Source organism: Neorhizobium vignae, assembly GCF_000732195.1.
Lineage (GTDB): Bacteria > Pseudomonadota > Alphaproteobacteria > Rhizobiales > Rhizobiaceae > Neorhizobium > Neorhizobium vignae.
The window spans coordinates 252,968-279,192 of sequence record NZ_JNNU01000005.1 but is presented as its reverse complement, the minus strand read 5'-3'; the positions used below and the strand labels follow the sequence as shown (position 1 = coordinate 279,192).

The 26,225-nt window shown below is 63.2% G+C and carries 32 protein-coding genes; 8 read left to right on the top strand and 24 right to left on the bottom strand.

Going from position 1 to position 26,225, the window contains the following annotated elements; all coding sequences use genetic code 11:
• Positions 1-147 precede the first annotated feature (147 nt).
• From GQ59_RS10490 to GQ59_RS10475, 4 genes are all read right to left on the bottom strand, one after another.
• On the bottom strand, positions 148-912 hold the full coding sequence (locus GQ59_RS10490) for a hypothetical protein (protein ID WP_037080875.1): 765 nt from the start codon (positions 910-912) through the stop codon (positions 148-150).
• Between the two features lie 16 nt (positions 913-928).
• Positions 929-1,186, bottom strand: a complete 258-nt coding sequence (locus tag GQ59_RS10485; protein WP_007752665.1) for a hypothetical protein — start codon at positions 1,184-1,186, stop codon at positions 929-931.
• Positions 1,187-1,287: 101 nt separating this feature from the next.
• Positions 1,288-1,716: a TIGR02301 family protein gene (locus GQ59_RS10480; protein ID WP_037080871.1), complete on the bottom strand. Its 429-nt coding sequence runs from the start codon at positions 1,714-1,716 to the stop codon at positions 1,288-1,290.
• A gap of 34 nt (positions 1,717-1,750) precedes the next feature.
• Complete coding sequence (locus GQ59_RS10475) at positions 1,751-2,167, bottom strand: NUDIX hydrolase (protein WP_037080869.1); 417 nt, start codon at positions 2,165-2,167, stop codon at positions 1,751-1,753.
• A gap of 148 nt (positions 2,168-2,315) precedes the next feature.
• On the opposite strand from GQ59_RS10475, the gene GQ59_RS10470 reads away from it, so the two are divergent.
• The 4 genes from GQ59_RS10470 to GQ59_RS10455 all read left to right on the top strand — a co-directional run bounded on the left by GQ59_RS10470 (position 2,316) and on the right by GQ59_RS10455 (position 4,646).
• Entirely contained in the window at positions 2,316-2,540 is a 225-nt protein-coding gene (locus tag GQ59_RS10470) for a ribbon-helix-helix domain-containing protein (RefSeq protein ID WP_244447945.1), read from the top strand.
• A 298-nt stretch (positions 2,541-2,838) separates the two neighbouring features.
• A complete protein-coding gene (locus GQ59_RS10465; protein WP_037080866.1) occupies positions 2,839-3,165 on the top strand; it encodes a YnfA family protein in 327 nt (108 codons plus the stop codon).
• A 55-nt stretch (positions 3,166-3,220) separates the two neighbouring features.
• Positions 3,221-3,988, top strand: a complete 768-nt coding sequence (locus GQ59_RS10460; protein WP_037080864.1) for an SOS response-associated peptidase — start codon at positions 3,221-3,223, stop codon at positions 3,986-3,988.
• 40 nt (positions 3,989-4,028) lie between these two features.
• A complete protein-coding gene (locus GQ59_RS10455) occupies positions 4,029-4,646 on the top strand; it encodes a LysE/ArgO family amino acid transporter (RefSeq protein ID WP_174459612.1) in 618 nt (205 codons plus the stop codon).
• 33 nt (positions 4,647-4,679) lie between these two features.
• Here GQ59_RS10455 and GQ59_RS33310 read toward each other — a convergent pair whose 3' ends face one another.
• The 4 genes from GQ59_RS33310 to GQ59_RS10440 form a co-directional block, all read right to left on the bottom strand.
• Positions 4,680-4,808 (bottom strand): hypothetical protein, encoded by a 129-nt coding sequence (locus GQ59_RS33310; protein WP_255759033.1) that lies wholly within the window; start codon positions 4,806-4,808, stop codon positions 4,680-4,682.
• Positions 4,809-4,981: 173 nt separating this feature from the next.
• Complete coding sequence (locus GQ59_RS10450; protein WP_037080860.1) at positions 4,982-5,839, bottom strand: CDP-alcohol phosphatidyltransferase family protein; 858 nt, start codon at positions 5,837-5,839, stop codon at positions 4,982-4,984.
• Between the two features lie 17 nt (positions 5,840-5,856).
• Positions 5,857-6,555 (bottom strand): phosphatidylserine decarboxylase, encoded by a 699-nt coding sequence (locus tag GQ59_RS10445; protein ID WP_037081144.1) that lies wholly within the window; start codon positions 6,553-6,555, stop codon positions 5,857-5,859.
• Between the two features lie 115 nt (positions 6,556-6,670).
• The gene (locus GQ59_RS10440) at positions 6,671-7,597 is read right to left on the bottom strand and encodes an AraC family transcriptional regulator (RefSeq protein ID WP_037080857.1); all 927 of its coding nucleotides are present in this window, start codon (positions 7,595-7,597) and stop codon (positions 6,671-6,673) included.
• Positions 7,598-7,691: 94 nt separating this feature from the next.
• On the opposite strand from GQ59_RS10440, the gene GQ59_RS10435 reads away from it, so the two are divergent.
• On the top strand, positions 7,692-8,537 hold the full coding sequence (locus GQ59_RS10435) for an SDR family oxidoreductase (RefSeq protein ID WP_037080855.1): 846 nt from the start codon (positions 7,692-7,694) through the stop codon (positions 8,535-8,537).
• Positions 8,538-8,660: 123 nt separating this feature from the next.
• Here the strand turns inward: GQ59_RS10435 and GQ59_RS10430 are convergent, their stop codons facing one another.
• The 6 genes from GQ59_RS10430 to GQ59_RS10410 all read right to left on the bottom strand — a co-directional run bounded on the left by GQ59_RS10430 (position 8,661) and on the right by GQ59_RS10410 (position 16,148).
• The gene (locus tag GQ59_RS10430; RefSeq protein WP_037080853.1) at positions 8,661-9,683 is read right to left on the bottom strand and encodes an LLM class flavin-dependent oxidoreductase; all 1,023 of its coding nucleotides are present in this window, start codon (positions 9,681-9,683) and stop codon (positions 8,661-8,663) included.
• 98 nt (positions 9,684-9,781) lie between these two features.
• Entirely contained in the window at positions 9,782-9,922 is a 141-nt protein-coding gene (locus tag GQ59_RS32325; RefSeq protein WP_156376347.1) for a hypothetical protein, read from the bottom strand.
• 41 nt (positions 9,923-9,963) lie between these two features.
• Positions 9,964-11,853, bottom strand: coding sequence for an ABCB family ABC transporter ATP-binding protein/permease (locus GQ59_RS10425; protein WP_037080851.1), 1,890 nt, complete (start codon positions 11,851-11,853; stop codon positions 9,964-9,966).
• Between the two features lie 150 nt (positions 11,854-12,003).
• Complete coding sequence (locus tag GQ59_RS10420) at positions 12,004-12,588, bottom strand: PH domain-containing protein (RefSeq protein WP_051903896.1); 585 nt, start codon at positions 12,586-12,588, stop codon at positions 12,004-12,006.
• A 549-nt stretch (positions 12,589-13,137) separates the two neighbouring features.
• Complete coding sequence (locus tag GQ59_RS10415; protein WP_037080846.1) at positions 13,138-13,818, bottom strand: hypothetical protein; 681 nt, start codon at positions 13,816-13,818, stop codon at positions 13,138-13,140.
• Between the two features lie 518 nt (positions 13,819-14,336).
• Positions 14,337-16,148, bottom strand: coding sequence for a LysM peptidoglycan-binding domain-containing protein (locus GQ59_RS10410; protein ID WP_051903895.1), 1,812 nt, complete (start codon positions 16,146-16,148; stop codon positions 14,337-14,339).
• Between the two features lie 145 nt (positions 16,149-16,293).
• On the opposite strand from GQ59_RS10410, the gene GQ59_RS10405 reads away from it, so the two are divergent.
• Entirely contained in the window at positions 16,294-16,923 is a 630-nt protein-coding gene (locus GQ59_RS10405) for an LOG family protein (RefSeq protein WP_037080844.1), read from the top strand.
• A gap of 17 nt (positions 16,924-16,940) precedes the next feature.
• Here GQ59_RS10405 and GQ59_RS10400 read toward each other — a convergent pair whose 3' ends face one another.
• Complete coding sequence (locus GQ59_RS10400) at positions 16,941-17,270, bottom strand: DHCW motif cupin fold protein (protein ID WP_037080842.1); 330 nt, start codon at positions 17,268-17,270, stop codon at positions 16,941-16,943.
• Positions 17,271-17,290: 20 nt separating this feature from the next.
• The gene (gene rarD, locus GQ59_RS10395) at positions 17,291-18,202 is read right to left on the bottom strand and encodes an EamA family transporter RarD (protein ID WP_037080840.1); all 912 of its coding nucleotides are present in this window, start codon (positions 18,200-18,202) and stop codon (positions 17,291-17,293) included.
• Positions 18,203-18,355: 153 nt separating this feature from the next.
• Between rarD and GQ59_RS10390 the strand changes: the two genes are divergently transcribed.
• Both GQ59_RS10390 and GQ59_RS10385 read left to right on the top strand, forming a co-directional pair.
• Entirely contained in the window at positions 18,356-19,228 is an 873-nt protein-coding gene (locus GQ59_RS10390; RefSeq protein ID WP_037080837.1) for a protein-L-isoaspartate O-methyltransferase family protein, read from the top strand.
• Between the two features lie 192 nt (positions 19,229-19,420).
• Complete coding sequence (locus GQ59_RS10385; RefSeq protein ID WP_037080835.1) at positions 19,421-20,110, top strand: pentapeptide repeat-containing protein; 690 nt, start codon at positions 19,421-19,423, stop codon at positions 20,108-20,110.
• Positions 20,111-20,168: 58 nt separating this feature from the next.
• Here GQ59_RS10385 and GQ59_RS32680 read toward each other — a convergent pair whose 3' ends face one another.
• From GQ59_RS32680 to GQ59_RS10350, 8 genes are all read right to left on the bottom strand, one after another.
• Complete coding sequence (locus GQ59_RS32680) at positions 20,169-20,327, bottom strand: hypothetical protein (RefSeq protein WP_007775716.1); 159 nt, start codon at positions 20,325-20,327, stop codon at positions 20,169-20,171.
• A 225-nt stretch (positions 20,328-20,552) separates the two neighbouring features.
• A complete protein-coding gene (gene rsgA, locus GQ59_RS10380) occupies positions 20,553-21,575 on the bottom strand; it encodes a ribosome small subunit-dependent GTPase A (RefSeq protein ID WP_037080832.1) in 1,023 nt (340 codons plus the stop codon).
• Between the two features lie 248 nt (positions 21,576-21,823).
• Positions 21,824-23,440 carry a citramalate synthase gene (gene cimA, locus GQ59_RS10375; RefSeq protein WP_037080830.1) on the bottom strand — a complete coding sequence of 539 codons (1,617 nt, stop codon included), beginning with the start codon at positions 23,438-23,440 and terminating at the stop codon, positions 21,824-21,826.
• Between the two features lie 156 nt (positions 23,441-23,596).
• Positions 23,597-24,556 carry a prolyl aminopeptidase gene (pip, locus tag GQ59_RS10370; RefSeq protein ID WP_037080827.1) on the bottom strand — a complete coding sequence of 320 codons (960 nt, stop codon included), beginning with the start codon at positions 24,554-24,556 and terminating at the stop codon, positions 23,597-23,599.
• Entirely contained in the window at positions 24,553-25,029 is a 477-nt protein-coding gene (locus tag GQ59_RS10365) for a GFA family protein (protein ID WP_037080825.1), read from the bottom strand. The genes pip and GQ59_RS10365 overlap by 4 nt, the downstream gene beginning before the upstream one ends.
• A complete protein-coding gene (locus tag GQ59_RS10360; protein WP_037080823.1) occupies positions 25,026-25,538 on the bottom strand; it encodes a GFA family protein in 513 nt (170 codons plus the stop codon). The genes GQ59_RS10365 and GQ59_RS10360 overlap by 4 nt, the downstream gene beginning before the upstream one ends.
• A complete protein-coding gene (locus GQ59_RS10355) occupies positions 25,535-26,032 on the bottom strand; it encodes a GFA family protein (RefSeq protein ID WP_037080821.1) in 498 nt (165 codons plus the stop codon). Before GQ59_RS10355 ends, GQ59_RS10360 begins: the two co-directional genes overlap by 4 nt.
• Complete coding sequence (locus GQ59_RS10350; protein WP_051903894.1) at positions 26,029-26,220, bottom strand: AbrB/MazE/SpoVT family DNA-binding domain-containing protein; 192 nt, start codon at positions 26,218-26,220, stop codon at positions 26,029-26,031. The genes GQ59_RS10355 and GQ59_RS10350 overlap by 4 nt, the downstream gene beginning before the upstream one ends.
• Between the last annotated feature and the right edge of the window lie 5 nt (positions 26,221-26,225).

Genomic DNA, 26,225 nt, shown 5'->3' with positions numbered 1-26,225 from the left:
ATGAAGCCGGCACGGCAATCTCCCCATGATCTCCCCCCTTGAGGGGGAGATGTCACGAGAGTGACAGAGGGAGGTAGTGACCGTGCGGCAGATACGATGATGGCGACCAACACAAAGCCAACCGCCAACCCGAGTTCCCCGCTCGCTTTAATCGCCGCCGGAGAAGAACTTCCATTTGCCGTCCGGGCTGATGCCGGCGCGGAAGAAATTGTAGTTGCCGTTCTCTTCCATCCCGGCGAGGTCGCCGGCCGTCACGATGCGCAAAAGGTCGACCCGTTCGGGCGGCGTCAGCGTCGAAAGCTGCTTTCCTGCGAAATAGGGCCAGACATAGGCTTCATCAGCCGTGCCGACGTCGAAATGCGCGGCACCGGTGGAGAGGATGTCGAGCATGATGGCGAGGATTTCCTGGCCGTCCGCATCGCCAGAAAAGCTCTTCAGCGTTTCGATCGGATCCTCGAATTCACCATTCATCACCTGCGTCTGAGTCGGTCCCGTACCCATCAGGGCGCGCAGGCGGGTGACATCGCCGGAGGCTGCGGCCTCGACCAGCTTTTCACGCATCTGTTTGACGGGCGCGGGCAGCTTGGTCATGTCGCGGATGATTTCCGCCGGCTTGTCGTCGGCAGGCGCGGGCTTGGCGGCGTTGGGCTCTGCCGGGGCGGCAGGCGCCTTGTTGTCGCCGGCCTGGGCCGATCGGTTGATCGCAGGACCCGGCTGCGGCAGGGTCGTGCCTTCGAACGCCTGGAGGATAGCGCGGCTCTGGGCACGCTCCGGCTCTTGCGGCTCGACACTCGGGCGCAGCTCGGACAGCGCAAAAGCCTGGCCGCCGACTGCCATCGCGGCAGCAAGCAGCGTTGCCGCCGAAAAGCGGATGATCAAATGGGACCTCGTCGTTTCCGCCGCGTTCCGCATGGGAAACCTCTATCGTTTATTGAACAGTGCGCTCGGGGGAGAATTCGCCGGCGAGCATGCGGCTCTTGAGCGAATCGAGCATGGCTTCGGCGCCCATTTCACCGTGTATGCGAATGGTTTCCCGCATGGCAAGGACCAGGGCTGCGTCGGCGATGATTTCCGGCTCGATACCGTCTGCACGGCCGTCGGCCCATGCCTCGCTCTGATATTCCAAGGCAGCCTGCATCTTCTCATGCACAATCATGTCGTCGATGTCGTTGCGGCCTGTCTGCATTCTGTCGTCCTCGGTGCCCGTTTAATTACTAGCCCGTTAAAAACTTTATCAGCCTTTTATCAAAACGACACGGCCTCCCGCCAAAAGAGGTAAATAATCCTCTAATTTCCGAAGCGCGCGGCAATTTCTGTCGCGAGTGTTGCGCCTTCGATACGATAACGCTCTTCGGCGGTCCTTGCTGCATCCGTGCAGGATGTATGCACGGCGGCAAACGATCGATACCCCCGGTTGAAGGCCGCCGTCAACCTCTCGCGTCGCTTCGGCTCAGTGCCGGTATCGGCATCCAGCAACTGCTGCATCGAGGCCCGCCATTCGGATGTCGGGACGCCGCACAGCGTGCGAAGATACTGGATCGAGCCGAGCACTTCCGCAAGCCGCGTCAGTTGCACGTCATAGGGCGCCGGCTTTTCCTCGGCCGGGGGAGGCGTGGGCGGTGTGGTCGGCTGCTGCCTTGTAGACTGGGCGGCAAGCGGGGTGGCCGCAGAAAGTGCCAGCAGCGTCAGGCAGCCAAGTCGCGGAATGAGCTTCATGAACGGGTCTCGAGAGGGCGCGATTGTTTTCGTCTTAGCGGGCATTCATCTCCGCCGCCAGCCTCTCGGCGCATTCGAGCACACTTGCCGGAACCGGCAGACTGCGGATCTCCTCCACCGTATACCAGCCCGCATCCGCCGCATCGTCGGCGGCGGTCGCTTCGAGATCCGCATCCGCCTCCACCCGAAAGACCGACAGAAAGAAATGCCGCCTGTCCTCTTTCTCGCTCTTCAGGTCGTAGGTCGCGAAGAGGACGGGATTGCGCACCGGAATGCCCGTCTCCTCCAGGAATTCCCGCACTGCCGTCTGGTCCGGCGTCTCGCCGGGCTCCGCCCGCCCACCCGGAAAGGCAAACAGATCCATCGACGGCGGATTCATCCGGCGAATCAGCAGAAACCGGCCGTCCCGTTCGAGAATGGCTGAGGACGCGGCTTGGGGGGAAGGGGGCATGTTGACGTAACCATTGGCCGGATCGTGACATCCCCGAAGGCTTTCAGGGCGGCGAGCCGATATTGTAAAAGTATTGTATTTCATCGTATGCTTCAAGCAACGGAGCTTGCCATGGCGCGTGCGAAAACATTCTCCCTCGGCGATGCCTATGACGGCATTTTTGGCCGATCTCGTCAAGAAAGGCCGCTTTGGCACCGAGACCGAAGCCGTTCGTGCAGGTATCCGCATGCTTGCGGACTATGAGATGCGCATTCAGTCGCTCCGGCATGCGATCAGTGCGGCGGATGCGCAAATCGAGGCGGGGCTCGGCAAGGAATATGCCTCGGGTGTCGACCTGCTGGCCGACGTCATGAACGAGGGAGAAGGCCATTAGTCCCAAGTGCCTCATCATCGCGCCTCTGGCACGTGAGGACTTGCGCGGCATTCGTCGCTTCATCGCAGAAAGCAGCCCCTTCTACGCGGGAATTCCTGGCGGACATCACTGAAAGGATCGCCTGATCGCCGAGTCTGATTTCACCGGCTCGCCGCGCGACCATATTTCACCGGGCTTCGCGGTTTCCCCTATCGGCAGCGCTGCATCTACTACCGGTCCTATCCCGACCGGATCGTGATTCTCCGGGTCATGCATGGGGCGCAGGATGTGAAACTGCACGATTTCGAATAGGCAATTGATGAAAACCTACACCCTCTACGCCGTCGCCGCGCTTGCCGAGATCGCTGGCTGTTTCGCCTTCTGGGCTTGGCTCAGGCTGGAAAAGCCTGTCTGGTGGCTGGCGCCGGGCATAATATCGCTGGTCGTCTTCGCCTGGCTGCTGGCGCTGGTGCCGAGCGAGGCGGCGGGACGTACCTATGCGGCCTACGGCGCCATCTATATCCTCGCCTCGATCCTCTGGCTCTGGGCTGTCGAAGCCCGGGTGCCGGACCGCTGGGACATTCTCGGCGTCACGGTGTGCCTGGTCGGCGGCGCAATCATCCTATTCGGCCCCAGAAGCGCGTGAGATCAGCACCTGATCGAAGCTTGACCCTTCCCAAGCCCGATGCCACATAGTTCGCATGTGCGGACGCTACGCCCTGACGGCGACTCCCAAGGATATTTCGGAATTCTTCAGCCTGGCGGATCTCGATGATTTCCCGGCCCGCTACAATATCGCGCCGACCCAGCCGATCCTCGTCGTCATGTCGTCGGAAAAGCGTGAGCCGGGCAGCAACCTGCCGGAGCGCCGTGCCTTCCTCGCGCGCTGGGGCCTGATCCCCGGCTGGGTGAAGGACATGAAGGAGTTTCCGCTGCTGATCAACGCGCGCTCGGAGACGGCGATCGGCAAGGCCTCCTTCCGTGCCGCCATGCGCCATCGCCGCATTCTGATCCCCGCCACCGGCTTTTACGAATGGCGCCGGCCGCCGAAGGAAAGCGGCGTCAAGCCGCAGGCCTACTGGATCCGCCCGAAGCGCGGCGGCGTCATCGCCTTTGCCGGCCTGATGGAGACGTGGTCCTCTGCCGACGGTTCCGAAGTCGATACCGCCGCGATCATGACCACGGCGGCAAGCGGCGGCATCCGCCACATCCACGACCGCATGCCGGTCGTCATCGAGCCGGAGGACTTTTCCCGCTGGCTCGACTGCAGGACGCAGGAACCGCGCGCAGTGGCCGACCTGATGCGGCCGGTGCAGGAGGATTTCTTTGAGGCGCTGCCGGTCTCCGACCTCGTCAACAAGGTCGCCAACATGGGGCCGGACCTGCAGAAGCCAGTCGCGGTCGCCCCGCCGGAAGAGGAGCCGCCGAAGAAGCCGAAACCCGACTCCACCCAGATGTCGCTTTTCTGATCCTTCGGCTTTCTTCCTTGAGACGGACAATCCCATGAACCTGCTTTCCGCCGGACTTTCCGGCCTCGCACTCGGGGCTTCGCTGATCATCGCAATCGGCGCCCAGAACGCCTTCATCCTGCGCCAGGGGCTTATCCGGTCCCATGTCTTCATCCTCTGCCTGATCTGCGCCCTGTCGGATGCGACGCTGATCGCAGCCGGCGTTGGCGGGCTCGGCACGGTCGTCTCGCAATCCCCGGTGCTGATCTTGGCGGTCACGCTGGGCGGCGCGGTGTTTCTCGGGCTTTATGCCTTCATGGCCTTCCGCCGGGCGGTCAAACCGGCCGCGATGGTCGCCGGCGCGCCGGAGCCGATGGGGCTGAAGGCGGCTGTTCTGACCTGCCTGGCCTTCACCTTCCTCAATCCGCATGTCTATCTGGATACGGTCGTGCTGCTCGGCAGCCTGTCTGCGGCCTTCGAAGGGGCTGAACGGGTGGCCTATGGCGCCGGTGCGGTGATAGCCTCGTTCGTCTGGTTCTTCGGGCTCGGCTACGGCGCCCGTTTTCTGGCGCCCCTGTTTGCCAGACCCGCCGCCTGGCGGGTGCTGGATGTCGTCATCGGCATCGTCATGAGCCTTCTCGCGCTGGGGCTGCTGTGGAGTTTTCTCAGCGGCGAATGACCGGCCGGGTTCGCCTGGTCCTTAAGACCTAAATCAGCCGGCAGGGGTAAGCTTCGGCTTGCGGTTCAGCATCAGGGCGGCGGCAACTACGGCCTTCAAGCCCAGGGGACGATAGGGCGTGGTCATTTCCGGTTTGGATTCAATCTTCTTCTCGGTGCTCATGGCTGTCTCCTCAACACGCGAATCTCTTGTTTGCATTTTGCGATCGCGGCTTTTCCCATAAAAGCGGGCGGAATCGTGGCCGGCAAGCCGGCACTGCCGCCCGGTATTCGTAGAACTGTCATCTTGCGGGAAACTGTTGCGCGGAAGTTGCAACTTACCGAGTGCGCCTGCCCTCAGACGTTCGCACTTTCATCCTCGATGGTGATCGTGCCGTAGCGGCGATGCCAGGCACGCGCGCTGAACGGCAGGACGAGGAGGTATCCGACGACGGTGATCGACAGCACTTCCCACGTATAGCTCATCAGCAGCGCCACATAGAGCACCACGCCGAGCATGATCGGCAGCATCAGGTCGCGGCGGATGCGGCTCGACTTGCCGGACCAGACCGGCAGGCGGGAGACCAGCAGGTAGCCGATCAGCAGCGTATAGGCGACGCTCGCATAAACGAAGATCGGCGTGGCCTCGAGCCCGAGGAAGCCGAGATAGACCGGCAGCAGCACCAGCATGGCGCCCATCGGCGCCGGCACGCCGACGAAGAATTCCGATTGCCAGTCGGCCTTGATATTTCGGTCTTCCATCACGTTGAACCGCGCGAGGCGCAGGCCGGCCGCGATCGCATAAAGCAGGGCTGCGATCCAGCCCATCGAATGTGCCTGATCGAGCAGGAAGGCGTAGGAGACCAATGCCGGCGCCACGCCGAAATTGATGATGTCGGCAAGCGAATCCATCTGCACGCCGAATTTCGAGGTGGCCTTCAGGAGCCGTGCAACGCGCCCGTCAATGCCGTCGAGGAAGGCGGCCAGCAGCACCATGGCGACGGCCAGCTCGTAACGCCCCTCGAAAGCGAGCCTTATCCCGGTCAGGCCGGCGCAGATGGCAAGCACGGTGATGAGGTTCGGCACCAGCAGCCGGAGCGGGATTTCGCGCAGGCGAGGCCCGCGGGCCTCGTCGTTGGGGCGATGAGGCTCCCGGTGAAACTCGCCCTGCGAAGAGGGGGGCTGGGAAGAGGGTGGCGAGGCGGGCGTCTCCATGAGGCTTTGTCTTCCCTTTACGTGCGGCGGCTGATGATCGGGCCCTTGGTCGAGCCGAATTCCGCAAGCACGGTTTCGCCGCCGATGGCGAGCTGGCCGACGGTCACGCGCGCCTGGCCGCCGGCCGGCACGAAGACGTCGAGCCGCGAGCCGAAGCGGATCAGGCCGAATCGCTCTCCGGCATTGACCGGTTCGCTCGGCTTCACCCAGCAGACGATGCGCCGCGCCACCAGGCCGGCGATCTGCACGACGCCGACCTTGCCGTGGCGGGTTTCGATGACGAGGCCGTTGCGCTCGTTGTCCTCGGAAGCCTTGTCGAGTTCGGCATTGATGAACTGGCCGGGGCGGTATTCGATGCGCGACACCTGGCCGCGCACCGGCGAGCGGTTGATGTGGCAGTCGAACACGTTCATGAACACCGAGATGCGCAGCATGGGTTCCGAGCCCAGCTGCAGCTCGGTGGGCGGCACGACCATGGCGACATGGCTGATGCGGCCGTCGGCAGGGCTGAGGATGAGGTCGTCGTCCTGCGGCACCGCCCGTTCCGGATCGCGGAAGAAGTAGGCGCACCACAAAGTCAGCACCAGGCCGATCCAGAACAGCGGCTCGGCGATATAACCGAGGATCAGCGAGGCGATGAAGAAGGCGGCGACGAAGATGTAACCTTCCTTATGGATCGGCACGAGCGTGTTGCGGATGGTGTCGAAGAGGTTGATCAACGTTTTCTCCCGTATGTCAGTGCCATCTGACTACAGCGAAACCGTTTTTGCGGCAATGCGGTTCCGTATCGCCGCAACCGCAGCGCGGATATGCCGGAAAAAATGCCGATCCTCATTTCCGCCCGGCCTGCAGATGCAATGCGTATTCGCTCGGCGGACAGCCGACCCGGTGGCTGAAGGCAGTGCTGAAGGCGCTGGCTGACTTGTAGCCGACCGTCTCGGCGATCTCCTCCAGCGAGCCGCGGCCGCGCAGCAGCACGTCTTTCGCCAACGCCATCCGCCAGCTGAGCAGATATTCGACCGGCGCGACGCCGACGGTCTCGGAAAAACGGCGGGCGAAGACCGAGCGCGACATGCCGACCCGTCTTGCCAGTTCGCCGACCGTCCAGCCGCGGGCGACATCGGCATGGATATGGCCGAGCGCTTGGGCGAGCTGCGGATCGGCAAGTCCTCCCAGCAGGCCCGCATGCGGCGCCCAGGCCGCCTCGCGCCGCAGGGTCTCGATCAGCATCACCTCGATCAGGCGGCAGAGGACAGCCTCGCGCCCGGGCCGGCTGTCGGCGGCCTCCTCCAGGATGATCGAGACCAGCGCCCGCAACCGTGCGGCCGTCTTCTCGGTGGCCGGCACATGGACGAGGCGCGGCAGCAATCCGATCAGCAGGTCGGCATTGGCGGGATCGCATTGGATGAGCCCGCCGAGAACGCGTGTCACCGGCCCCGATCCCTCATAGCCGACCCGGATTTCCCCATCCACGGTGTGGCGGGCCTTGAAGGCATCGTCCGACAGTTCGGTCTGCGCATTGATTTCGCTCAGGAACGAGTCGGAAAGCGGCTTTGCTGAGAGGAGATAATCGCCCTCCTCGAGCTCGACGGGTTCGGCGTCATTGGTCCTGAACCAGCAGCGGCCCTCCGTGACGAAGTAGAAGGTCGGTCCCGGCTGTTCCGGAACGCGAACGCCCCACCGTCCCCTGGCCGACATGCTGCCGAGCAGAACGGTGGCGGGGCGAAGCAGCTTGATGAGGTCGGCAAGAGCATCCATCGGGACGATCCATAATGAATAACGGAGTTTCTATTATAGAGTGTTCCGCTTGGCCGAGCTAGTGAGCGCTCATCAGCAATTTGGAGCCAAGCACATGACCAAGACTATTCTCATCACCGGCTGCTCGTCGGGCCTCGGAAAGATGACCGCCCGCCATTTCGCGGAAGAGGGCTGGAACGTTGTTGCGACGATGCGCAGGCCCGAGCCGGAACTTGCCAATCAGTATCCCGACCGCATTCTGGTCGCAGCCCTCGACGTCGCCGATCCGGCGAGCATAGAGGCCGCCATACAGGCCGGCGTCGAGCGCTTCGGCGGTCTCGACGCGGTCGTCAACAACGCGGGTGTCACGATGGTCTCGATCTTCGAGGCAACACCGGCGGAGGCCATCCGCCATATCTTCGAGACCAATGTCTTCGGCATGATGAATGTCATCCGGGCGGCCCTGGCGCATTTGCGCCGGCGCGGCGGCGGCACGGTCATCAATGTCGGCTCGGGGGTCGGCATCGCGGCCATGCCGCTGCTGTCGCTCTACAGCGCCTCGAAACAGGCTGTCGAAGGCCTCTCGGAATCGCTCTCCTACGAACTGTCGTCGCAGAACATCAAGGTCCGGCTGATCCAGCCCGGCGCGATGCGCAGCACCAATTTCACTGCCACCGGCATGGCGGCTTCGCAGGCAGCACCGGTGCCGGAAAGCTACAAGCCCTATTTCGACCACATGCTGCAGTCGATGATGAACTACCCCTTCGCCTCGACGGAGGAGCAGTCGGTGGTCGAGGCGATCTACGCCGCCGCCGTCGACCCGACTGATCGCCTTCGCTACCAGGTTGGTCCGGATGTCGAAGAATATGCCCGCCTGCGCTGGTCGACCTCGGAAGATGAATATAGCGCCGGCATGCACCGGCTAACCGGACACACGGCCTGGCACGACATGGCAAAGTGATCGCCGAGGCAACCCGGCTCATCCGAGCCTGGTCCCACAACTACCCGTCTGCGGTTTCATTGACATCCCGCAAGGCGCAATCGTCGAGCGTTCTGCTCCCGCATTTTCCGGATGCGGGTTGCTCTACCGCCACCCCAGCCCCGGCGCCACATGCTTCAGGATGCTCTCCAGCACATGGGCGTTGTAGTCGACGCCGAGCTGGTTCGGCACGGTGAGCAGCAGCGTATCCGCCTCGGCAATCGCCTCGTCGGCCTTCAACTGGTCGATCAGCCTGTCCGGCTCCGCGGCATAGGAGCGGCCGAAGATCGCCTGGGTCTGCGGGTCGATATTGCCGATCTGGTCCTGGCTGTCGCCGCTGCCGCCGAAATAGGCGCGGTCCGTGTCGTTCATCAGCGCAAAAATGCTGCGGCTGACGGAGACGCGCGGTTCATGGGCGTGGCCGGCTTCCTTCCAGGCTTCGCGATAGATGCGGATCTGCTCGGCCTGCTGGATGTGGAACGGCTTGCCGCTCTCATCGGTCTTGAGCGTCGAGCTCTGCAGGTTCATGCCGAGCTTGGCGGCCCAGACGGCAGTTGCGTTGGAGCTGGAACCCCACCAGATGCGGTCGCGCAAGCCCGCGGAATGCGGCTCCAGGCGCAGCAGGCCGGGCGGGTTCGGGAACATCGGCCGCGGATTGGGCTTGGCGAAACCTTCGCCGCGCAGCACGTCGAAAAAAACTTCCGCATGGCGCCGGCCCATCTCGGCGTCGGTCTCGCCTTCCGCCGGCTGGTAGCCGAAATAGCGGAACCCGTCGATCACCTGTTCCGGCGAGCCGCGGCTGATACCGAGCTGCAGGCGGCCGCCGGCAATCAGGTCGGCGGCACCGGCGTCTTCCGCCATGTAGAGCGGGTTTTCATACCGCATGTCGATGACGGCGGTGCCGATCTCGATCCGCTTCGTGCGGGCGCCGACGGCGGCAAGCAGCGGGAAGGGCGAGGCAAGCTGCCGGGCAAAATGGTGGACACGGAAATAGGCGCCATCGGCACCGAGTTCTTCGGCGGCCACCGCGAGATCAATGGATTGCAGGAGGACATCGGATGCCGACCGCGCCTGCGACTGCGTCGAGGGCGTCCAGTGCCCGAAGGAAAGAAAGCCGATCTTTTTCATTGCGTTACCACCGTGAATTTACTGTGTCTGAAGTTACACATTAGATGGCATCTCAACCGCGATACGAACAGTCGCCGCCCTGTGAACAGTGCGTCCGCTTACCGCGCCGCCTGAGGATCGACCCAGCCCATCCAGGTGGTAAAGGCGAGCAGCGGCGAGCCGAAGAAGACCAGCACCAGCATATAGGCGATGGCAATGCTGCCAAGGAGGAGCATGCGGGGAGTGAGGTAGCGTTTCACGTTGAGATCTGTCTTGTCCTGGAGTTCGTTCCGCCGCCGGCCTATTCCGCCGCCGGCACGCCGCGCAGCACCACGCCGAGATCGTCGCTCTCGCGCACCTTGCGCAGCTGCTCCTCGGCCTGCACCGCCTCGCGCTGGCGGTTCCACATCGAGGCATAGAGCCCGTTCTGTTCGAGCAGTGAACTGTGCGTGCCGCGTTCGGCGATCAGCCCGTCGCGCAGGACGATGATCTCGTCGGCGCCGATGACGGTCGAAAGCCGGTGGGCGATCACCAGCGTCGTGCGGTTCTTCGAGACCACGTCGAGCGCCGACTGGATCTCGTGCTCGGTCGTGGTGTCGAGCGCCGAAGTCGCCTCGTCGAGGATCAGGATCGGCGGGGCTTTGAGGACGGTGCGGGCAATCGCCACGCGCTGCTTCTCGCCGCCCGAAAGCTTCAGGCCCCGTTCGCCGACCTTGGTGTCGAAACCGTCGGGCAGGGCGCTGATGAAATGGCCGATCTGTGCCACTTCAGCGGCGGCCAGCACCTCTTCTTCGCTGGCCGTTGGCCGGCCGTAGCGGATGTTGTAGGCGATTGTGTCGTTGAACAGGACGGTATCCTGCGGCACCATGCCGATCGCCGCGCGCAGCGAATGCTGCGTGATGTCGCGCACGTCCTGCCCGTCGATGGTGATCGAGCCGTCCTGGATGTCGTAGAACCGGTAGAGCAGGCGGGAAATGGTCGATTTGCCGGCGCCCGAAGGGCCGACGATCGCCACCGTCTTGCCGGCCGGCACGTCGAAGGAGACGCCCTTCAGGATGGGCCGGGCCGGATCGTAGGAAAAATGCACGTCCTTGAAGGAAATCGTGCCTTGCGCGATGTCGAGGGGCTTCGCATCCGGCCGGTCGACGACCTCGGGCTGCACTTCCAGCAGTTCGAACATCTGCTCGATATCGGTCAGGCCCTGGCGGATTTCGCGGTAGACGAAACCGATGAAGTTGAGCGGTACGGAAAGCTGCAGCAGCAGCGCGTTGACGAACACGAAATCGCCGATCGTCTGCTCGCCGCGCTGTACGGCCAGCGCCGACATCACCATCATCACGGTCGTGCCGAGGCCGAAGATCACGCCCTGGCCGAAGTTCAGCCAGCCGAGCGAGGTCCAGACGTCGGTCGCCGCCTTTTCGTAACGCGCCATGGAGCTGTCGAAGCGCTTGGCTTCCATCTCCTCGTTGCCGAAATATTTGACCGTCTCGAAATTGAGGAGCGAATCGATCGCCTTGGTATTGGCGTCGGTGTCGCTGTCGTTCATCGAGCGGCGGATGGAGATGCGCCAGTCGCTGGCCTTCACCGTGAACCAGATATAGAGCGCCACCGTGACGGCGGTGACGAGAACGTACCAGAAGCCGTAGCTGACCCAGAAGATGATGGCCGTCAGCAGGAATTCGAGCAGAGTCGGTACGGTGTTGAGAATGGTGAAGCGGACGATCGTCTCGATGCCCTTGGTGCCGCGCTCGATGATCCGCGACAGGCCGCCGGTCTTGCGTTCAAGGTGGAAGCGCAGCGACAGCTGGTGCATATGCACGAAGGTGCGGTAGGCGAGCTGGCGCACCGCGTATTGGCCGACGGAGGCAAACAGCGCGTCGCGAAGCTGGTTCAGTCCCACCTGCAGGATGCGGGTGAAATTGAGCGCGATGACCAGCACCACGGCGCCGAGCAGGAAGGCGGGCAGGAGGCCTGCCATATCCAGCTTGCCGTTCAGCGCGTCCGTCGCCCATTTGAAGAAATAGGGCACGGTCAGGAGCACGAACTTGGCGAGGAAGAGGTAGAAGGTCGCCCAGACGACGCGGGCCTTCAGATCGGCGCGCCCTTCCGGCCACATATAGGGCCACAGGTTGACGAGCGTGCCGAGCGGATTGCTGGCATCCGCCGAAATGGTCTTCTTGTTATTCGCCATCAATGTCTCCGGAGCGGGCGCGTCGAAACGCCACCCGGCACATAAGGTCCGGCGCGGAATGTTGCAATGACGGTTTGATGAAAGATGCCCGAAGCGGCACCTCGTGGGGGAGGGCCCGCCTTTTTGGTGCTGGCCTAAGGCGGCATCCTCTCAACGCGCCAAAGGTCTGATATGCTCGTAGGTGACTATGGCCTGGTTGCCGGTGCCTTCGTCATAGATCTTGGCAAGGGTCACGTGAAGATCGGGTGAATAAAGCACGCTCAGGTTTTCGGTCGTCTTGCCGTTCTGCTTTGTTTCCTGTTTTACACGAAACACGTCGTATTTGCAGCGACCGACGCTGACGGTCTCCTCTGCAGTAACGGTGAGTTCCAGAACCCAGTCATCCGCCGATCTCTTCGCATCAAAGGGCACGAAATTGATGGTGTGACGATCGCCCTTCTTAAGGGGAAGGATGTTGCTCAGATCCGATAGAGGATATCTTGCATACTTTTCTTTTCGATCCTCACGGGAAAGATCGAACAGCCCCTCGAACGAATAAACGACCTGCTTGTCCGGCCCACCGAAAGAGGTGATTACCTGAACAAGTGGTCCTTTGGCTTTGCGAAATTCGCTCAGCGCTTCAAGCCGTCCGAGGACGAAGCCGTTCTTTGCCGTCTTGGACGACGGGCAGTCGGCTGCTTGGGCGATGGCTGGCAATAACGCGGCGGCCAGAAGAGTACGCCTGAAGAGGCTCATCATTGTGCTCATAGGTTGTAAGAATAGCAGACTGATACATGCTCACCCGTGTCAATGTCCAGTCGTGCCATTGCTTTAACTGCAAATTCAAGCGCCCAGGAACGGCAATGCGAAGCCTGCTTGGACGCCGGCTTTGGTGGAGGTTCAGGCTCTGCCGTCGGCGAACTCGACCAGGTCCCACAGGTTGATAGGGGTGCCGAGCGGATTGCTGGCATCCGCCGAAATGGTTTTCTTGGTATTCGCCATCGATGTCTCCGGAGGGCGTGAGGGCTGCCGGGTATGGAATTGCCCCTCGCACCAGCCGCTGCCCGCAGCGGGGCCAAGGGCCGGGAGCCGACGACCTGCGTCCATCCCCCGTGCGAACCGGGAGACGATGCCGACAGGCGGATCAGGGACATTTCCATAAACGAGGCCCCCTGGAAAGGGCGCGTTAAAATGCCTCCCGCACATAAGGTCCGGCGGCGGATGCGATGAGGTTTCGTGAAAGTTCAAGGCGGCCGCGGAATGGAGCAACGCGGGGCGGGATGTTACCCGCCCTGGCTGATCGCCTTACTTGGTATTGGTGGAGGAGGCGGGCGTGAGGCCCGCGGCCGGCTTGGTGGCTGCCGACGCGGCCCAGGAAATGTAGTAATAGGCCTCGCCGACCATGCCGAAATAGGAGCTGGCCCCGGTCGCCTTCTCGATATAGCTGCCGTCGGCGTTGCGCACGAACTTGCCGCTTTCGTCCCGCGTCAGGCGGTCCTTGAGGAACTGGGTCCAGTCCGATTTGTCGACGGAGGTAACACCGGCCGAGGTCTGCTTGCCGTCGGTAATATCCCAGGCGGTGATCTGGTTGCCAGCGACCGCGTCGGTCATCTTCAGCGTGCGGGCATCGAGCGCCTTCTGCATAGCCTCGGCCATCGCCTTGCTGTCCGGGCTCGCCTTCAGCGCGTCCAGCTTTGCCTGCAGCGCCTTCATGAACGCCTTGCTGGACATGTCACCGACCGATCCGTCGTTTGCGGTGTCCGGGGCGTTGCTGTTCATGGTCTGCTGCAGCGAGGCAATCAGCGCCGCGATCCTGTCGTCCTCATAGTCGTCGTCACCGCCGCTGGAAAACAGCACGTCGGCAAGCGACGAGGAGGACGAGCCCGGCGCCGAGTTGCCGGGCGCCCTGTTGTTGGAGACATCATTGAATGCATTGAGGGCCGCCTGAGAGGACCAAGTCCGAATGGAATTAATGCTGGAAACCATTTTTTCTCCTGTCCGTGCGGCATGGATCAGAGCCGGAGATAATATGCGAGCACGCCGCCTGATCACCGCGGTATTCCTCCTAACCTGCGCGAAGCTGGCCGAACCGGATCCGGCGCGGCCATTGGCCGCCCAAAGGCATTTGGGACGGTGGAATTGAGATGGCGGCGGTTTCGGACAGACGGGATGGACGGGGAAATGAATATGGCTAAGGGGTTGGGGGGGCTGGATGCGTTTTTTCTAACCAGATGAAATTATCCCCGGCAAAACCCCTCACGGCCTGCGGCCACCCTCCCCACAAGGGGGAGGGAGATATGCCGGACGCTGATCGTTCTCCGACGAAGCGCTCGTTGTTCAGTGAAGCACTCATCTCTCAACAGACCGGCGAATAGGCGGACATTGACGCGTGGTTGCGCGACATCGCTGCTGGGTTTCCCTCCCCCTTGTGGGGAGGGTGGCCGGCAGGCCGGGAAGGGATCTTCTAACCCACCCCGTAAGCCGGGAAAGCGCCTCGCAGCCCCTTACGACCGGCGCTGTATCATCCGCTGGCGATGGAGTTCCTCAGCGTCGGGCCGCGCCGCGTCCGGCACGCCAAAGATCTGGCCGGGCTGGATGACGTCGGGGTTGCGGATCTGGTCTTCGTTGGCGAGGTAGATCGTCGTGTAGCGCACACCCTGGCCGTAGACGCGCCGGGAGATCTGCCAGAGCGTGTCGCCGCGGCGGATGATCACGGAGCTGCGTTCGCTCTGGGTCAACGGTTCCTGCTGGATGGTACGGGTGCCGCTGGCATCGGTGACCGTCATCGGGGCGGCTGGGGAGACCTGGACGCCGTGCAGTTCGCGGGCGATGGTCGGGCCGACGGCGCGGGCGATCATTTCGCCGATCCGCTTCAGGCCGGCGCCGACGCTTGCGACATCCTTGGGAAGTGCGTCGAGCGCGGCAACCGCCGCCGCGGCGTTCTGGACAGTGGTTTCGGCAAGCACCCGGGTGGAGCCGGCCGCATCGGCCGGCAGCCGGTATTCGGAGAGTGATTTCAGGGCGATCGAGGTGGCGGAGCGGGCGGCTGCCATCTGTTCCGCGGAGGGTACCCGGCCGTCGTCGTAAAGCCCGCGCAGCAGGTTGAAGGCGCGTACCGTTTCGTTGCGCAGCTTGTCGAAGGCGCCGCTATCGGCTGCCGACATGCCGTTATTGGCGGCCTGCGGCGCTGCGACGGCAGCGACCTGGTCGCCGGCCGGGCGGTTGAAGGGCACTTCGACCCGGACCAGAGCCTGTCCGCCGGCCCCGACAACCTCGACGCCGATCCGGTGGTCGCCGACGGCAAGGTCGATCGCCCCTTCGATCACGAAACTGCCGTCCTGGCCCGCCTGGGCGGTGCCGATCGGCCGGCCGTCGGCCTGGCCGCGCAGCATGGTACCGGCCTTGGTGTTGCCGGCGACGAAGATCTTGTTGCCCTCGATTTCGACAGCGGTGATGCGCAGCTCAGGCGCAGCGGATGTCGCCGCCGGAGAGGCGGGCGTCGAGACCGGTATGCTCGGCGCGGAAGACGCGAGATTGGACGAACCGGACGGCGGCGCCGGCAGGGCAACGGATGTATTGGCCGATGGCGCGGCCGAGGGAGCGGCAAGCGCGGGGCTGGCCGGAGCAGGATTGGTCGCGGGCGAAGCTGCCGCGGCCTGGGCCGCCGGCTGCGCAGCGCTCGCGCCAGACGAAGTTGCGACCTCCGGGGTCGGCGTAGCGATCAGGCGGCTTGCCTTGCCGGGCTTGGTGACCATGGCGAGCAGCTTGCCGTTCTTGTCGGCGGGCACCGAGACGGTCGCCGTTTCTTCCGAGAGGATGGTCTTGCCATCCTTGCCGATCGCCTTGAGCACGAGCTGGTGGTCGCCGGGCGGCAGCGGCTTGTCGAGGATGGCCGCGAAATCACCGGTCGGCCCGACATCGACCTTGGCGACAATTGCGGCGCCATCGCTGACTTCGAGCTTGGAATGGGGGGCGGCGCGGCCGGCGATCACGGTCGATCCGTCCGGCTCGACGCGCAGCACGTCGAAGGAGGGCGGCGTCATTCCCGCGGCCTGAGGCGTGGTCTGGCCTGCTGCGGGGGGAGTCGTCTGCGGCGCCGTGGCAGTTGCCTGGTCGGCCGGCTTTGCGGCATCGGGCGCTCTGGCCGTCGGCTGCGGTTCCGTCACCGCGTCCTTGACGGCATTGCCTGCGGCATTGATCGCGTCGCCGATCGGCTTGGAATCCTTGTTTATCGCAGGCATTACCAAGAACACCATCAGCAGCGATGCTATAGCCAATACGATCAGAGCCAGCCAGCCGGCGCGGTTTTTCATCATCAATGCCTCTCCCGACAGCTATAGCCATCGCATATTCGGATTAACCTTTTCCTCCCGCATTCACAAGCTTTTCACACGATAAACCCTTGCTCTTCCGGGCATTTCCCGTCAATTTTGACGACCGGGGCTCGGTTTGGCCCTCCACTTGAAATGCGTTGCGGAGAAAACTGTGCCGATTCGATCCATCTGCGTTTACTGCGGCTCGCAGCCGGGACGCGATCCCGCCTATATTGCAGCCGGCCGTGCGCTCGGAAAATCCATCGCCGCCCATGGGCTTCGGCTTGTCTATGGCGGAGGCACCAAGGGCATCATGGGTGCGGTCGCGGCCGGCGTTCTGTCGAACGGCGGTCAGGTCACCGGCATCATTCCAGAATTCCTGGTCGACATGGAGGCCACGCGCCATTCGCTCGGCCAGCTCGACGAGTTGATTGTGACCGAGGACATGCATGCGCGCAAGCACAAGATGTTCGAGCGCGCTGACGCTTTCGTGACCCTGCCGGGCGGTATCGGCACGCTGGAGGAGATCGTCGAGATCATGACCTGGGCGCAGCTCGGACGGCATGAGAAGCCGATGGTGTTCGCCAATATAGGCGGTTTCTGGGATCCGATGCTCGACCTCATCACCCACATGCGCGAACAGGGTTTTATCCACCGTGCCCATCTGGTCCAGCCGCTGGTCATCGCCGATGTCGAGGACATCGTTCCGGCGATCCTGGAACAGGGTGAGGAGCGCCCGCCGTCGAGCGGCGAGGGCGAGGTGATCTCGAGGCTCTGAGCGCCGGCGCTTGAGCCCTAGTCGACGATGAAGAGTTTTGCGCCGACCGATGTCGAGGAGCGGTGCGGCTCGGCATCGTCGGCCACCTGGTAACTCATGCCGGGCGTAAGCACGAAGATCCGGCCGTCGGCGAGTTCGGTCCTCAACTCGCCTTCGAGGCACAGCAGGATATGGCCTTTGACGCACCAGTGGTCGGCGAGATAGCCCGGGCTATATTCGACCATCCGCACCCTGATCCCGCCGAAATGGCAGGTCTGCCATGTTGCCAGCCCCGTGTCACCCTTGTGCTCCGTCTTGGGAATGGCGCTCCAGTCGGTGGTGCCGAACGGGATATCGCTGATTTTCATGGGAATGCTCCGGGAAAGGCCTATCGGCCGCGCGCCTGCTTCAGAAGCGACCAGGTATAGATTGCCAGCGCCGTCCAGATCAGAATGAAGGCCCCGAGCTTCACGGGGCTGAGCGGCTCGTGGAAGGCGAAGACCGCGATCAGGAAGATCATTGTCGGCGCGATATATTGCATGATGCCGATGGTCGAGAGCTTCAGGAGTTTTGCGCCGTTGGCGTAGATCATCAGCGGTGCGGCGGTGACGATGCCGGCGGCCATCAGGATGAACGTGTCCCAGCCGGTCGAATTGAGGAGATGGCCCTGGCCGGTCGATTCCAGCCAGATGACATAGGGCAGGCAGGGAATGCTGATCAGAAGCACCTCCAGGAAGAAGCCCTGGTTCGGGCCGATCGGCAGGGTTTTCCGGAACAGCGCGTAGAACCCCCAGGTCACGGTGAGCGCCAGAGAAACCCACGGCAATCCGCCCGCGTCATAGGTGAGGATCGCCACCGCCACCACCACAAGGCCGATCGCGGCGAGCTGAACAGGCGCCAGCCTTTCCTTGAGTAGGACCGCCGCCAGGAAGATGCTGAACAGCGGATTGATGAAATAACCGAGCGCCGCATCGAGCGCCCGCCCGGCGGCGACCGCCCACACATAGATGCCCCAGTTCGCCATGATGATCAGGGCGGTCAGGCATGCCATCGCCAGCATGCGCGGGTTCTGCACCGCCACCTTGAGATCGCCGGTGCGGCGCAGGACCAGGAGAATGATCCCCGCGACCGGCACCGACCAGATCGCCCGGTGCGCCAGCACTTCGAGCGAGGGAATATGGGCAACCGCCTTCAGGTAGAACGGCAGGAAGCCCCAGAGGAAATAGGCCGTCAGCCCGAAGGCGAAGCCGCGGGGCGTGTCTTCGTTCTTCACTGGCGCCGGGGCGATGTCGGTGGTCATTGGGGGTGTTTCCGGTATGTTGTTCTGGTTGTTCTTCGGTCTAGACGAAGTGGCCGGGCCGGACCAATTCATTTCGTTGAAGAACCTATCGTTTGTCGCGATTCTGTCGGCTTGGCTTGCGATAGTGAGCCCTTGTCAGAACGGAGGAGTTGGATGGATTTCGAAAACCAGCCGTTGCACCGGCAGATCTACGCCCGCCAGATCCTGGCGAAGGCCGGCGTGAGTGCGGACGCGCGCCTTTTCGCTGCGTTCGCCAAGGTGCCCCGCGAACAATTCGTCGGCCCGGCGCCGTGGGTCTACAACGATTTCCGCAATTATCGCGAGCTCGCCTCGACCGACCCGCTGGTGCTCTACCAGGATGTGCTGGTCGGGCTGGATACGGCGCGCGGCGTCAACAACGGCATGCCGTCGCTGCATGCCGGAGCCTTGCACACGCTCGGCATCCGCGACGGCGAGACGGTCGCCCATCTTGGTGCGGGGACCGGGTATTACACGGCCATCATCGCCGAACTGGTGGGGCCGTCCGGCCGGGTGATCGCCGTCGAATACGACGAGGCTCTCGCGGACAAGGCGCGGCAGAACCTAGCGGGTTACGCGAATGTCGAGCTCGTCCGCGGCGACGCGACCGAATGGCCGAAGCAGGATGCAGACGTGATCTACGCCAATTTCGCGCTCGACCACCCGCCGGCCGCCTGGATCGACAATCTGGCGGTCTCGGGGCGCACGCTCTTCCCGCTCGGCTTCCCGGCGACCGACCACGGCCGGGCGAGCGGCTTTACCCGTTCCGCGGGCTTCCTGATGATCGACCGACGAGCGTTGGGTTTTGGCGCCAGGTTCCTGCAGCCGGTCTCCTTCGTCTGGGCGGAAGGGCAGCAGCCACCTCCGCCGGGTCGTCACGAGGGGCTGGCGGAGGCCTTCCGCTCCCGCCGCGGCTATCAGGTCCGCAGCCTGCGCTGGCGGCAGCCGCCACAGGGCGATGAATGGTACGGCGAGGAGGATTGGGGACTGAGTTTTGAGGAGGTGTGAGGGGGCGGTGCGAGGAGCCCCACAAGGGGGAGGGGTTAGGGATGCCGCACCGCTCACGTCCCGTAAATAATCGCCCTGCCAAGGGTGAGATCATTGAGGGTCTGCTGTGCCGTCCCCCTCCCGTCCCAGCGGTTGTTTCCAACCCGAATCTCTGATCAATCACCCGAGCAACTGTCGGCGGAGGCGAATGTCATGGCGGAGCAGGATCCCATCGAGGTTTCCGAACAGCGGATCGGACGCGCGGACGTGCTTGGCTTTACAGCCGCCGGAAGCACTGTGATCCTGAAGGGTTGCTCGCTGGAGGAAGCGGACCTGTCGGGGCTTGATCTTCAGCGCTGGGAATTCAGAAACTGCAGGATGACGACCGTCAATCTGCGGGCCGCCGACCTCGAAGGAGCGAAGTTCGACGGGTGCCGTGGACCGTTCGCCAATTTTACGGGCGCCAACCTCGCGGAGGTGGAGTTCCGGAATTGCGACTTTAACAACGCCGCTTTCCTGGAAGCCAAAATGAACGACAGTCGGTTCGTCGGCTGCAAGCTGACGGGTGCCAACCTGACGCGGATCACCTCGCTCGGCCTGTCGTTCAAGGAGACCATCCTGGCGCAGGCGAGGCTTCCCGCACTGTCGTTCCGGAAATCCCGGATCGAGCGGGTCGATTTCGGCATGGCCGATCTATCGAAATGCGATTTTCGCGACGTCGTGTTCGACGGCTGCAGCCTGCGTGACACGGGCCTCGTCGATGCCAGGTTCGAAGGGGCCGATCTGCGCGGCGCGGATCTCGGCGGCCTGAAGCTGATCGACGCCAGGAAGTTCAAGGGCGCGACGATCTCCCGGCAGCAGGCCGGAGATATCCTGGCGGAACTGGGACTGAAGGTTCAATAGCCGGGTGCGGCATCCACTCAGTCTCCGGTTCTTTCAGTTGTCTTAGAGGTGAACAGGGTTAGACGGCGACGCGCCGTGCTTCCTTGTCGGCCGACTTCCGGTCTGCGCCGTACTTTTCGATAATGGCCTTCGCATCCTCAACCGATATGCGATGCTTTTTGGCAAAGGGGATGGGTTCGTAAGGCTGGTCCGAGGTGTTTGCTTTCTTGTCAGACATGGGACGTCTCCGATCTCGATGCTCCGGCAGGATGCCGAAGCCTCTTGGATTAATGGATAGTGAGGGGGTTGGTTGCCAGGCGCTGCTGCGTCATAACCGCGAGCGGCTGCCTCAATGTGCCGTCTATATGGTACGAAAGCCCCTGAAAGACAATGGCCCGGATCGGCGCCACGGCATTCGGGGCCGCCTGTTACCCCCGGCAGGGACGGTATTCGCGCGAAATCTTCAGTATTTCTTCTTGCGGACGATCTTGTTGCCCCGTGGCCCGCTCAGCACCGGCGTTCTGTCGCGGTTTTCCGCAAGCAGGCTGCGCCAGCGTTCCAGGCGATCGGCGGAAAGCTCGCCCTTGGCAACGGCTGCCTGCACGGCGCATCCCGGTTCGTGGGCGTGGGTGCAATCGCGAAACCGGCAATTCGGCGCCAGATCGGTGATTTCCGCAAACAGCGTATCGATGCCGTCGGTGACGTCGCTGACATAGAGCGTTCTGATGCCCGGCGTGTCGATCACCCAGCCGCCGCCGGCAATCGCATGCAGCGAGCGTGCCGTGGTGGTGTGACGGCCCTTTGCATCACGTTCGCGGATGCTTCCGGTCTTCTGCATCGTGTCGGACGCGGGCCCGGCCAGGGTGTTTACCAGCGTCGACTTTCCGACGCCGGAGGAGCCGACCAGGGCTACGGTCTGCCCGACGCCGCACCAGGGCTCCAGGAGAGAAACCGCATCGTCGGACCGCGCGTTCAGGACGACCACCGGCAGGTCGCGCTGCAGCGCCTTGGCCTGTTGTTCGAACAGGCTGGCATCTTCGACCGTGTCGGCCTTGGTCAGCACGATCACCGGATTGGTCGCGGCCTGGTTGGCCATGATCAGGTAGCGCTCCAGCCGTCCGGGATTGAAATCGGCATTGCACGAGGTGACGATGAACAGCGTATCGACATTGGCCGCTGCAAGCTGCTGGCCATGCCCGCCTTCGGCACGCCGTTGAAACACGGTTTTCCGTTCGAGACGGCGCACGAACATGCCGGTCAGCGGGTCGGCAAGAACCCAGTCGCCGACCGCAAAATCCGCGGTATTGCTATTGGGCGGAAGATCGATCCCGACCGGTCCGCTGATGTCGATCGCATCGATGCGCGCCCGATGAACCGAGGCAATACGCCGGACCAGGAGTTCCGTTTCGTCCGGCTCGACCTGAGCCGCAAAGAAATCGGACCAGCCAAGCAGTTCGAGCGAGGAGGGCAGGTTGGAGCCGGTCAACGTTCGGTACGAAAATTCGGGGACGCCGTCATGGGCAGGCTTTCCGCAGGTTGCGATTGCGCTCCTCCAGGGAGGAGCCGCAGATCGGGGTGCAAAGGTGCCGGTTCTTGGCTCGACCAAAACCTCTGGCTATTCGTCGCTATACCGGAGCATTAGCCCAGCATGCCGCCGAAGTCGAGGAACGATCGACCCGCGCCCCCCATATGATGGTCTAACCGGGCCGATCGAGCCGCAGCGTTTTGCAAACCTTATTCGGCCGCGATCTTCCCCGCCAGCTCCCGGTTCTTCATCAGCTTGTAGATGACCGAATCCATCAGCGCCTGGAACGAGGCGTCGATGATGTTTTCGGAGACGCCGACCGTCCACCAGCGCACACCATCGCCGTCGGTCGATTCGATCAGCACGCGGGTGATCGCCTCGGTGCCGCCGTTGAGGATACGCACCTTGAAGTCGGCGAGCACCAGGTCGTCGATCTCGTGCTGGTACTTGCCGAAATCCTTGCGCAGCGCCCGGTCGAGCGCGTTGACCGGGCCGTCGCCTTCGGCGACCGACATCAGCGTCTGGCCGTCGACGACGAGTTTGACCACCGCTTCGGAAACGATCTTGATGCGGCCATGGCTGTCGAACCGGCGCTCGACCATCACTCGGAAACCTTCGACCGCGAAGAACTCCGGAATGGTGCCGAGCGTGCGGCGGGCGAGCAGCTCGAAGCTCGCGTCGGCGCCCTCGTAGGCATAACCGGTCGCCTCGCGTTCCTTGACGATCGAGATCAGCTGGTCGAGCTTCGGATCGTCCTTGCCGACCTCGATGCCGCGGCGCTTCAGCGCGTTGATGAAGTTCGACTTGCCGCCCTGGTCGGACACCATAACCTTGCGCAGGTTGCCGACGCTCTCCGGCGTCACGTGTTCGTAGGTGCGCGGGTCCTTCAGCAGCGCCGAAGCATGGATGCCGGCCTTTGTGGCGAAGGCAGACGCGCCGACGTAAGGGCTCTGGTGATTCGGCGAACGGTTGAGCAGCTCGTCGAAGGCGTGGCTGAGGCGGGTCAGCCCGGTCAGCCGCTCCGCATCGATCGCCGTCTCGAACCGGCTGGAGTAAGCGTCCTTCAGGGCGAGCGTCGCGATGATCGTCACGAGGTTGGCGTTGCCGCAGCGTTCGCCGATGCCGTTGAGCGTCCCCTGGATCTGCCGACAGCCCGCCTCGATCGCGGCGAGCGAATTGGCGACCGCCTGGCCGGTATCGTCATGGGCATGGATTCCGAGCGAAGCGCCCGGAATGCCCGACGCGATGACGGCCTCGACGATGGCGCGGATCTCGCCCGGCTGTGTGCCGCCATTGGTGTCGCAGAGAACCACCCAGCGCGCACCGGCCTCATAGGCCGTCCTGGCGCAGGCAAGCGCATATTCCGGGTTCGCCTTGTAGCCGTCGAAGAAATGTTCGCAATCGACGAGTGGCTCCTTGCCCGCGCCGCGGGCGGCCTCGACGCTGTCGCGGATGGATTCGAGGTTCTCCTCGTTCGAACAGCCGAGCGCGACGCGCACGTGATAATCCCAGCTTTTCGCGACGAAACAGGTGGCGTCGCTTTTCGCCTGCAGCAGCACGGCGAGGCCGGGATCGTTGGAGGCGGAAATGCCGGCCCGCTTGGTCATGCCGAAGGCGACGAATTTGGATCTCGACGTCCGCTTCTGCGAGAAAAAGGCGGTGTCGGTGGGGTTGGCGCCGGGATAACCGCCCTCGACGTAATCGAGGCCGAATTCGTCGAGGAGGTTGGAAATGGCGATCTTGTCCTCGACGGAAAAATCGACGCCGGGGGTTTGTTGCCCGTCGCGCAGCGTGGTGTCGAAGAGATAGATGCGTTCGCGTGTCATGGGTGCTCCTCCTGGAGCGGTGGTTCTAATTCTAGGCCCGTCATCCTCGGGCTTGACCCGAGGATCCAAGGCCAAGCTCACGGGTTTAATGGAGGCGACCCGCCGACCGAAGAGATGGATCCTCGGGTCAAGCCCGAGGATGACGGAAGTACGGTTCTAAACCTTCCCCGCAAACCGGTCCGTCGCGCGGATCAACTGGTCGGTAATCCCAGGTTCCGAGACCGCATGTCCCGCACCTTCGATGATGTGGAAATCTGCGTCCGTCCAGACCTTTGAAAGCTGCCAGGCATATTTCAGCGGGCAGGGCATGTCGTAGCGGCCGTGCACGATGACGCCGGGAATGCCCTTGAGCTTCACCGCGTCGCGCAGGAGTTGCCCATCTTCCAGCCAGCCGGCATTCATGAAGAAGTGGTTCTCGATGCGCGAGAATGCGAGCGCGAAATGGTCGTCGTCGTGGTCCGACGCCAATTCCGGGTTCGGCAGAAGCGTGATCGTCGAGCCCTCCCAGACGCTCCAGGCCTTGGCGCAGCGGATCTGCTCGGCCTTGTCGGTGCCGGTGAGGCGGCGGTGATAGGCGGCCATCATTTCGTGGCGCTCGGTTTCCGGAATGGGGGCGACGAAGGCCTCCCACTTGTCCGGGAACATTTCCGAGACGCCGAACTGGTAGTACCAGTCGAGTTCCGGCCGGGTGACGGTGTAGATGCCGCGCACCAGAAGTTCGCTGACGCGCTCCGGATGGGTCTCCGCATAGGCGAGCGCCAGGGTCGAACCCCAGGAGCCGCCGAACACCTGCCATTTGTCGACGCCGACCATTTCGCGCAGCCGCTCGATATCGGCGACCAGGTGCCAGGTCGTGTTGGCCTCGAGGCTTGCGTGTGGCGTGGAGCGACCGCAGCCGCGCTGGTCGAACAGCACCACGTCGTAGAGGTCCGGGTCAAAGAGCCGGCGCTGGTTCGGATTGCAGCCGCCGCCGGGGCCGCCATGCAGGAAGACGGCCGGCTTGGCGCCCGGCTTGCCGACCCGTTCCCAATAGATCACATGGCCGTCGCCGACATCGAGCTGCCCTGTCGCATAGGGTTCGATCTCGGGATAGAGGGTACGCAGAACTTCGGTCATAGATGGAGACCCTTTGCCGGCCAGTTTTCGGTATCGTGATCGGGATGCTGGAAGGAGATGATCTGCTCCTGCTTGACGGCGTCCTCGCCTGAGTCGCGCACCGGCTGGTCGAAGATCGTCGTCACCCACGGGATATGCGAGGCATAGTTCACCTGGATCTTCGGGGCGAGGTCGCTGCGGTCGTCGAAGGCGCCGATCGCCAGTTCAAGCCCGCCGGGATAACGGTAGGTGAGCGGCGTGCCGCAATCCGCACAGAAGCCGCGGTCGATATTGACGGAGGACTGGAAATATTTCGGCTCGCCGCGGGTCCATTCGACGCCGTCCTTCGGGGCCGAGACGAGCGGCCCGAAAAAACCGCCGAAGGCCTTCTGGCACATGCGGCAATGGCAGATCGAGGCGCGGCCGAGTTCGCCGTGGATCCGGAAGCGCACGGCGCCGCATTGGCAGCCGCCTGTTCTAAGGGTTTCGCTCATGGCTTGTTCTCCGGTGGCTGGTTTTCTGGCGGACCGTTCTCCGGCGGCCAAGTTTCGGTGTCGTGGTCGGGATGCTGGTAGGAGACGATATCGGCCAGGAAGGGGGCGGTGTCGATATCGTCCATTGTGTGGCGCGCCGGCAATTCGGACAGCCGGTCGACGAAGGGAAGTTTGCCCTCGACGCCGAACTGCACGACCGGTGGCAGCAGGGCAGGGTCGTCGAAGCTGCCGGCGGAGATCGCGACCCCGTCCGCCGCCTCGTAGGTCATCGGCGTGCCGCAATTTCCGCAGAAGCCGCGCCGGACGTGGTTCGATGACTGGAAATATTTCAGTTCGCCGCGCGTCCAGGTGAGCTTCGCCTCGCCAGTCGCCACCAGCGGCGCGTAATAGGCGCCGAAGGCCTTTTGGCACATTCGGCAATGGCAGACCGAGGAATCGAACGGCTCGCCTTCAAGCCGGAAGCGGATCGCGCCGCACTGGCAGCCGCCGGTTCGGATGGTATCGTTCATGATTGCCCCTCCGCATGTCGATTGCCTCGAGGCCAGACCTCGGTGTCGTGGTCGGGGTGCTGGTTGCTGCTGGCCGAGACAGTCTTTTCCTGTTCCTCGGTCATGTCCATGCCGACGTCGTGCTGCAGGTGGTCGAGCTCGCCGAACCAGGACATCTTATGGGCAAGATTGGTCTGCAGCTCCGGCTTGACCGATTGCGGATCGTCGAGCGAACCGAGCGTGATGCTCATATGATCGCTCGACCCGTCATAAAAGAGCGGCGTGCCGCATTTCTCACAGAACCCGCGCCGCACGGTTTCCGACGACCGGAACCACGCCGGCTCGCCGCGCGTCAGCGTGAAATTTTCATGCGTCACCCCGCCGAGCGGCATGAAGTAATTGCCCGCCGCCTTCTGGCACATGCGACAATGGCACAGATGCGGAAACCCGAGGGCTCCTTCCGCCCGGTATCTCACGGCGCCGCACTGGCACCCGCCGGTGTGGATCTGGGTCATGGGCTGTCTTCCTCCTCAAGCCGGGTCGATGACACCATCGTCTTTCCAGCTGTCGCCGGCTCGACGATGAGCCGATCGCCTTCCTTGCGCATGATCGCGTCATCGCAGGATAGTTCAAACTCCAATGGAATCACTACGTATTGGCCACTATCGTCCCGCAGAAGTGGTACGCGGCATTCCTCAGCCATTTCAA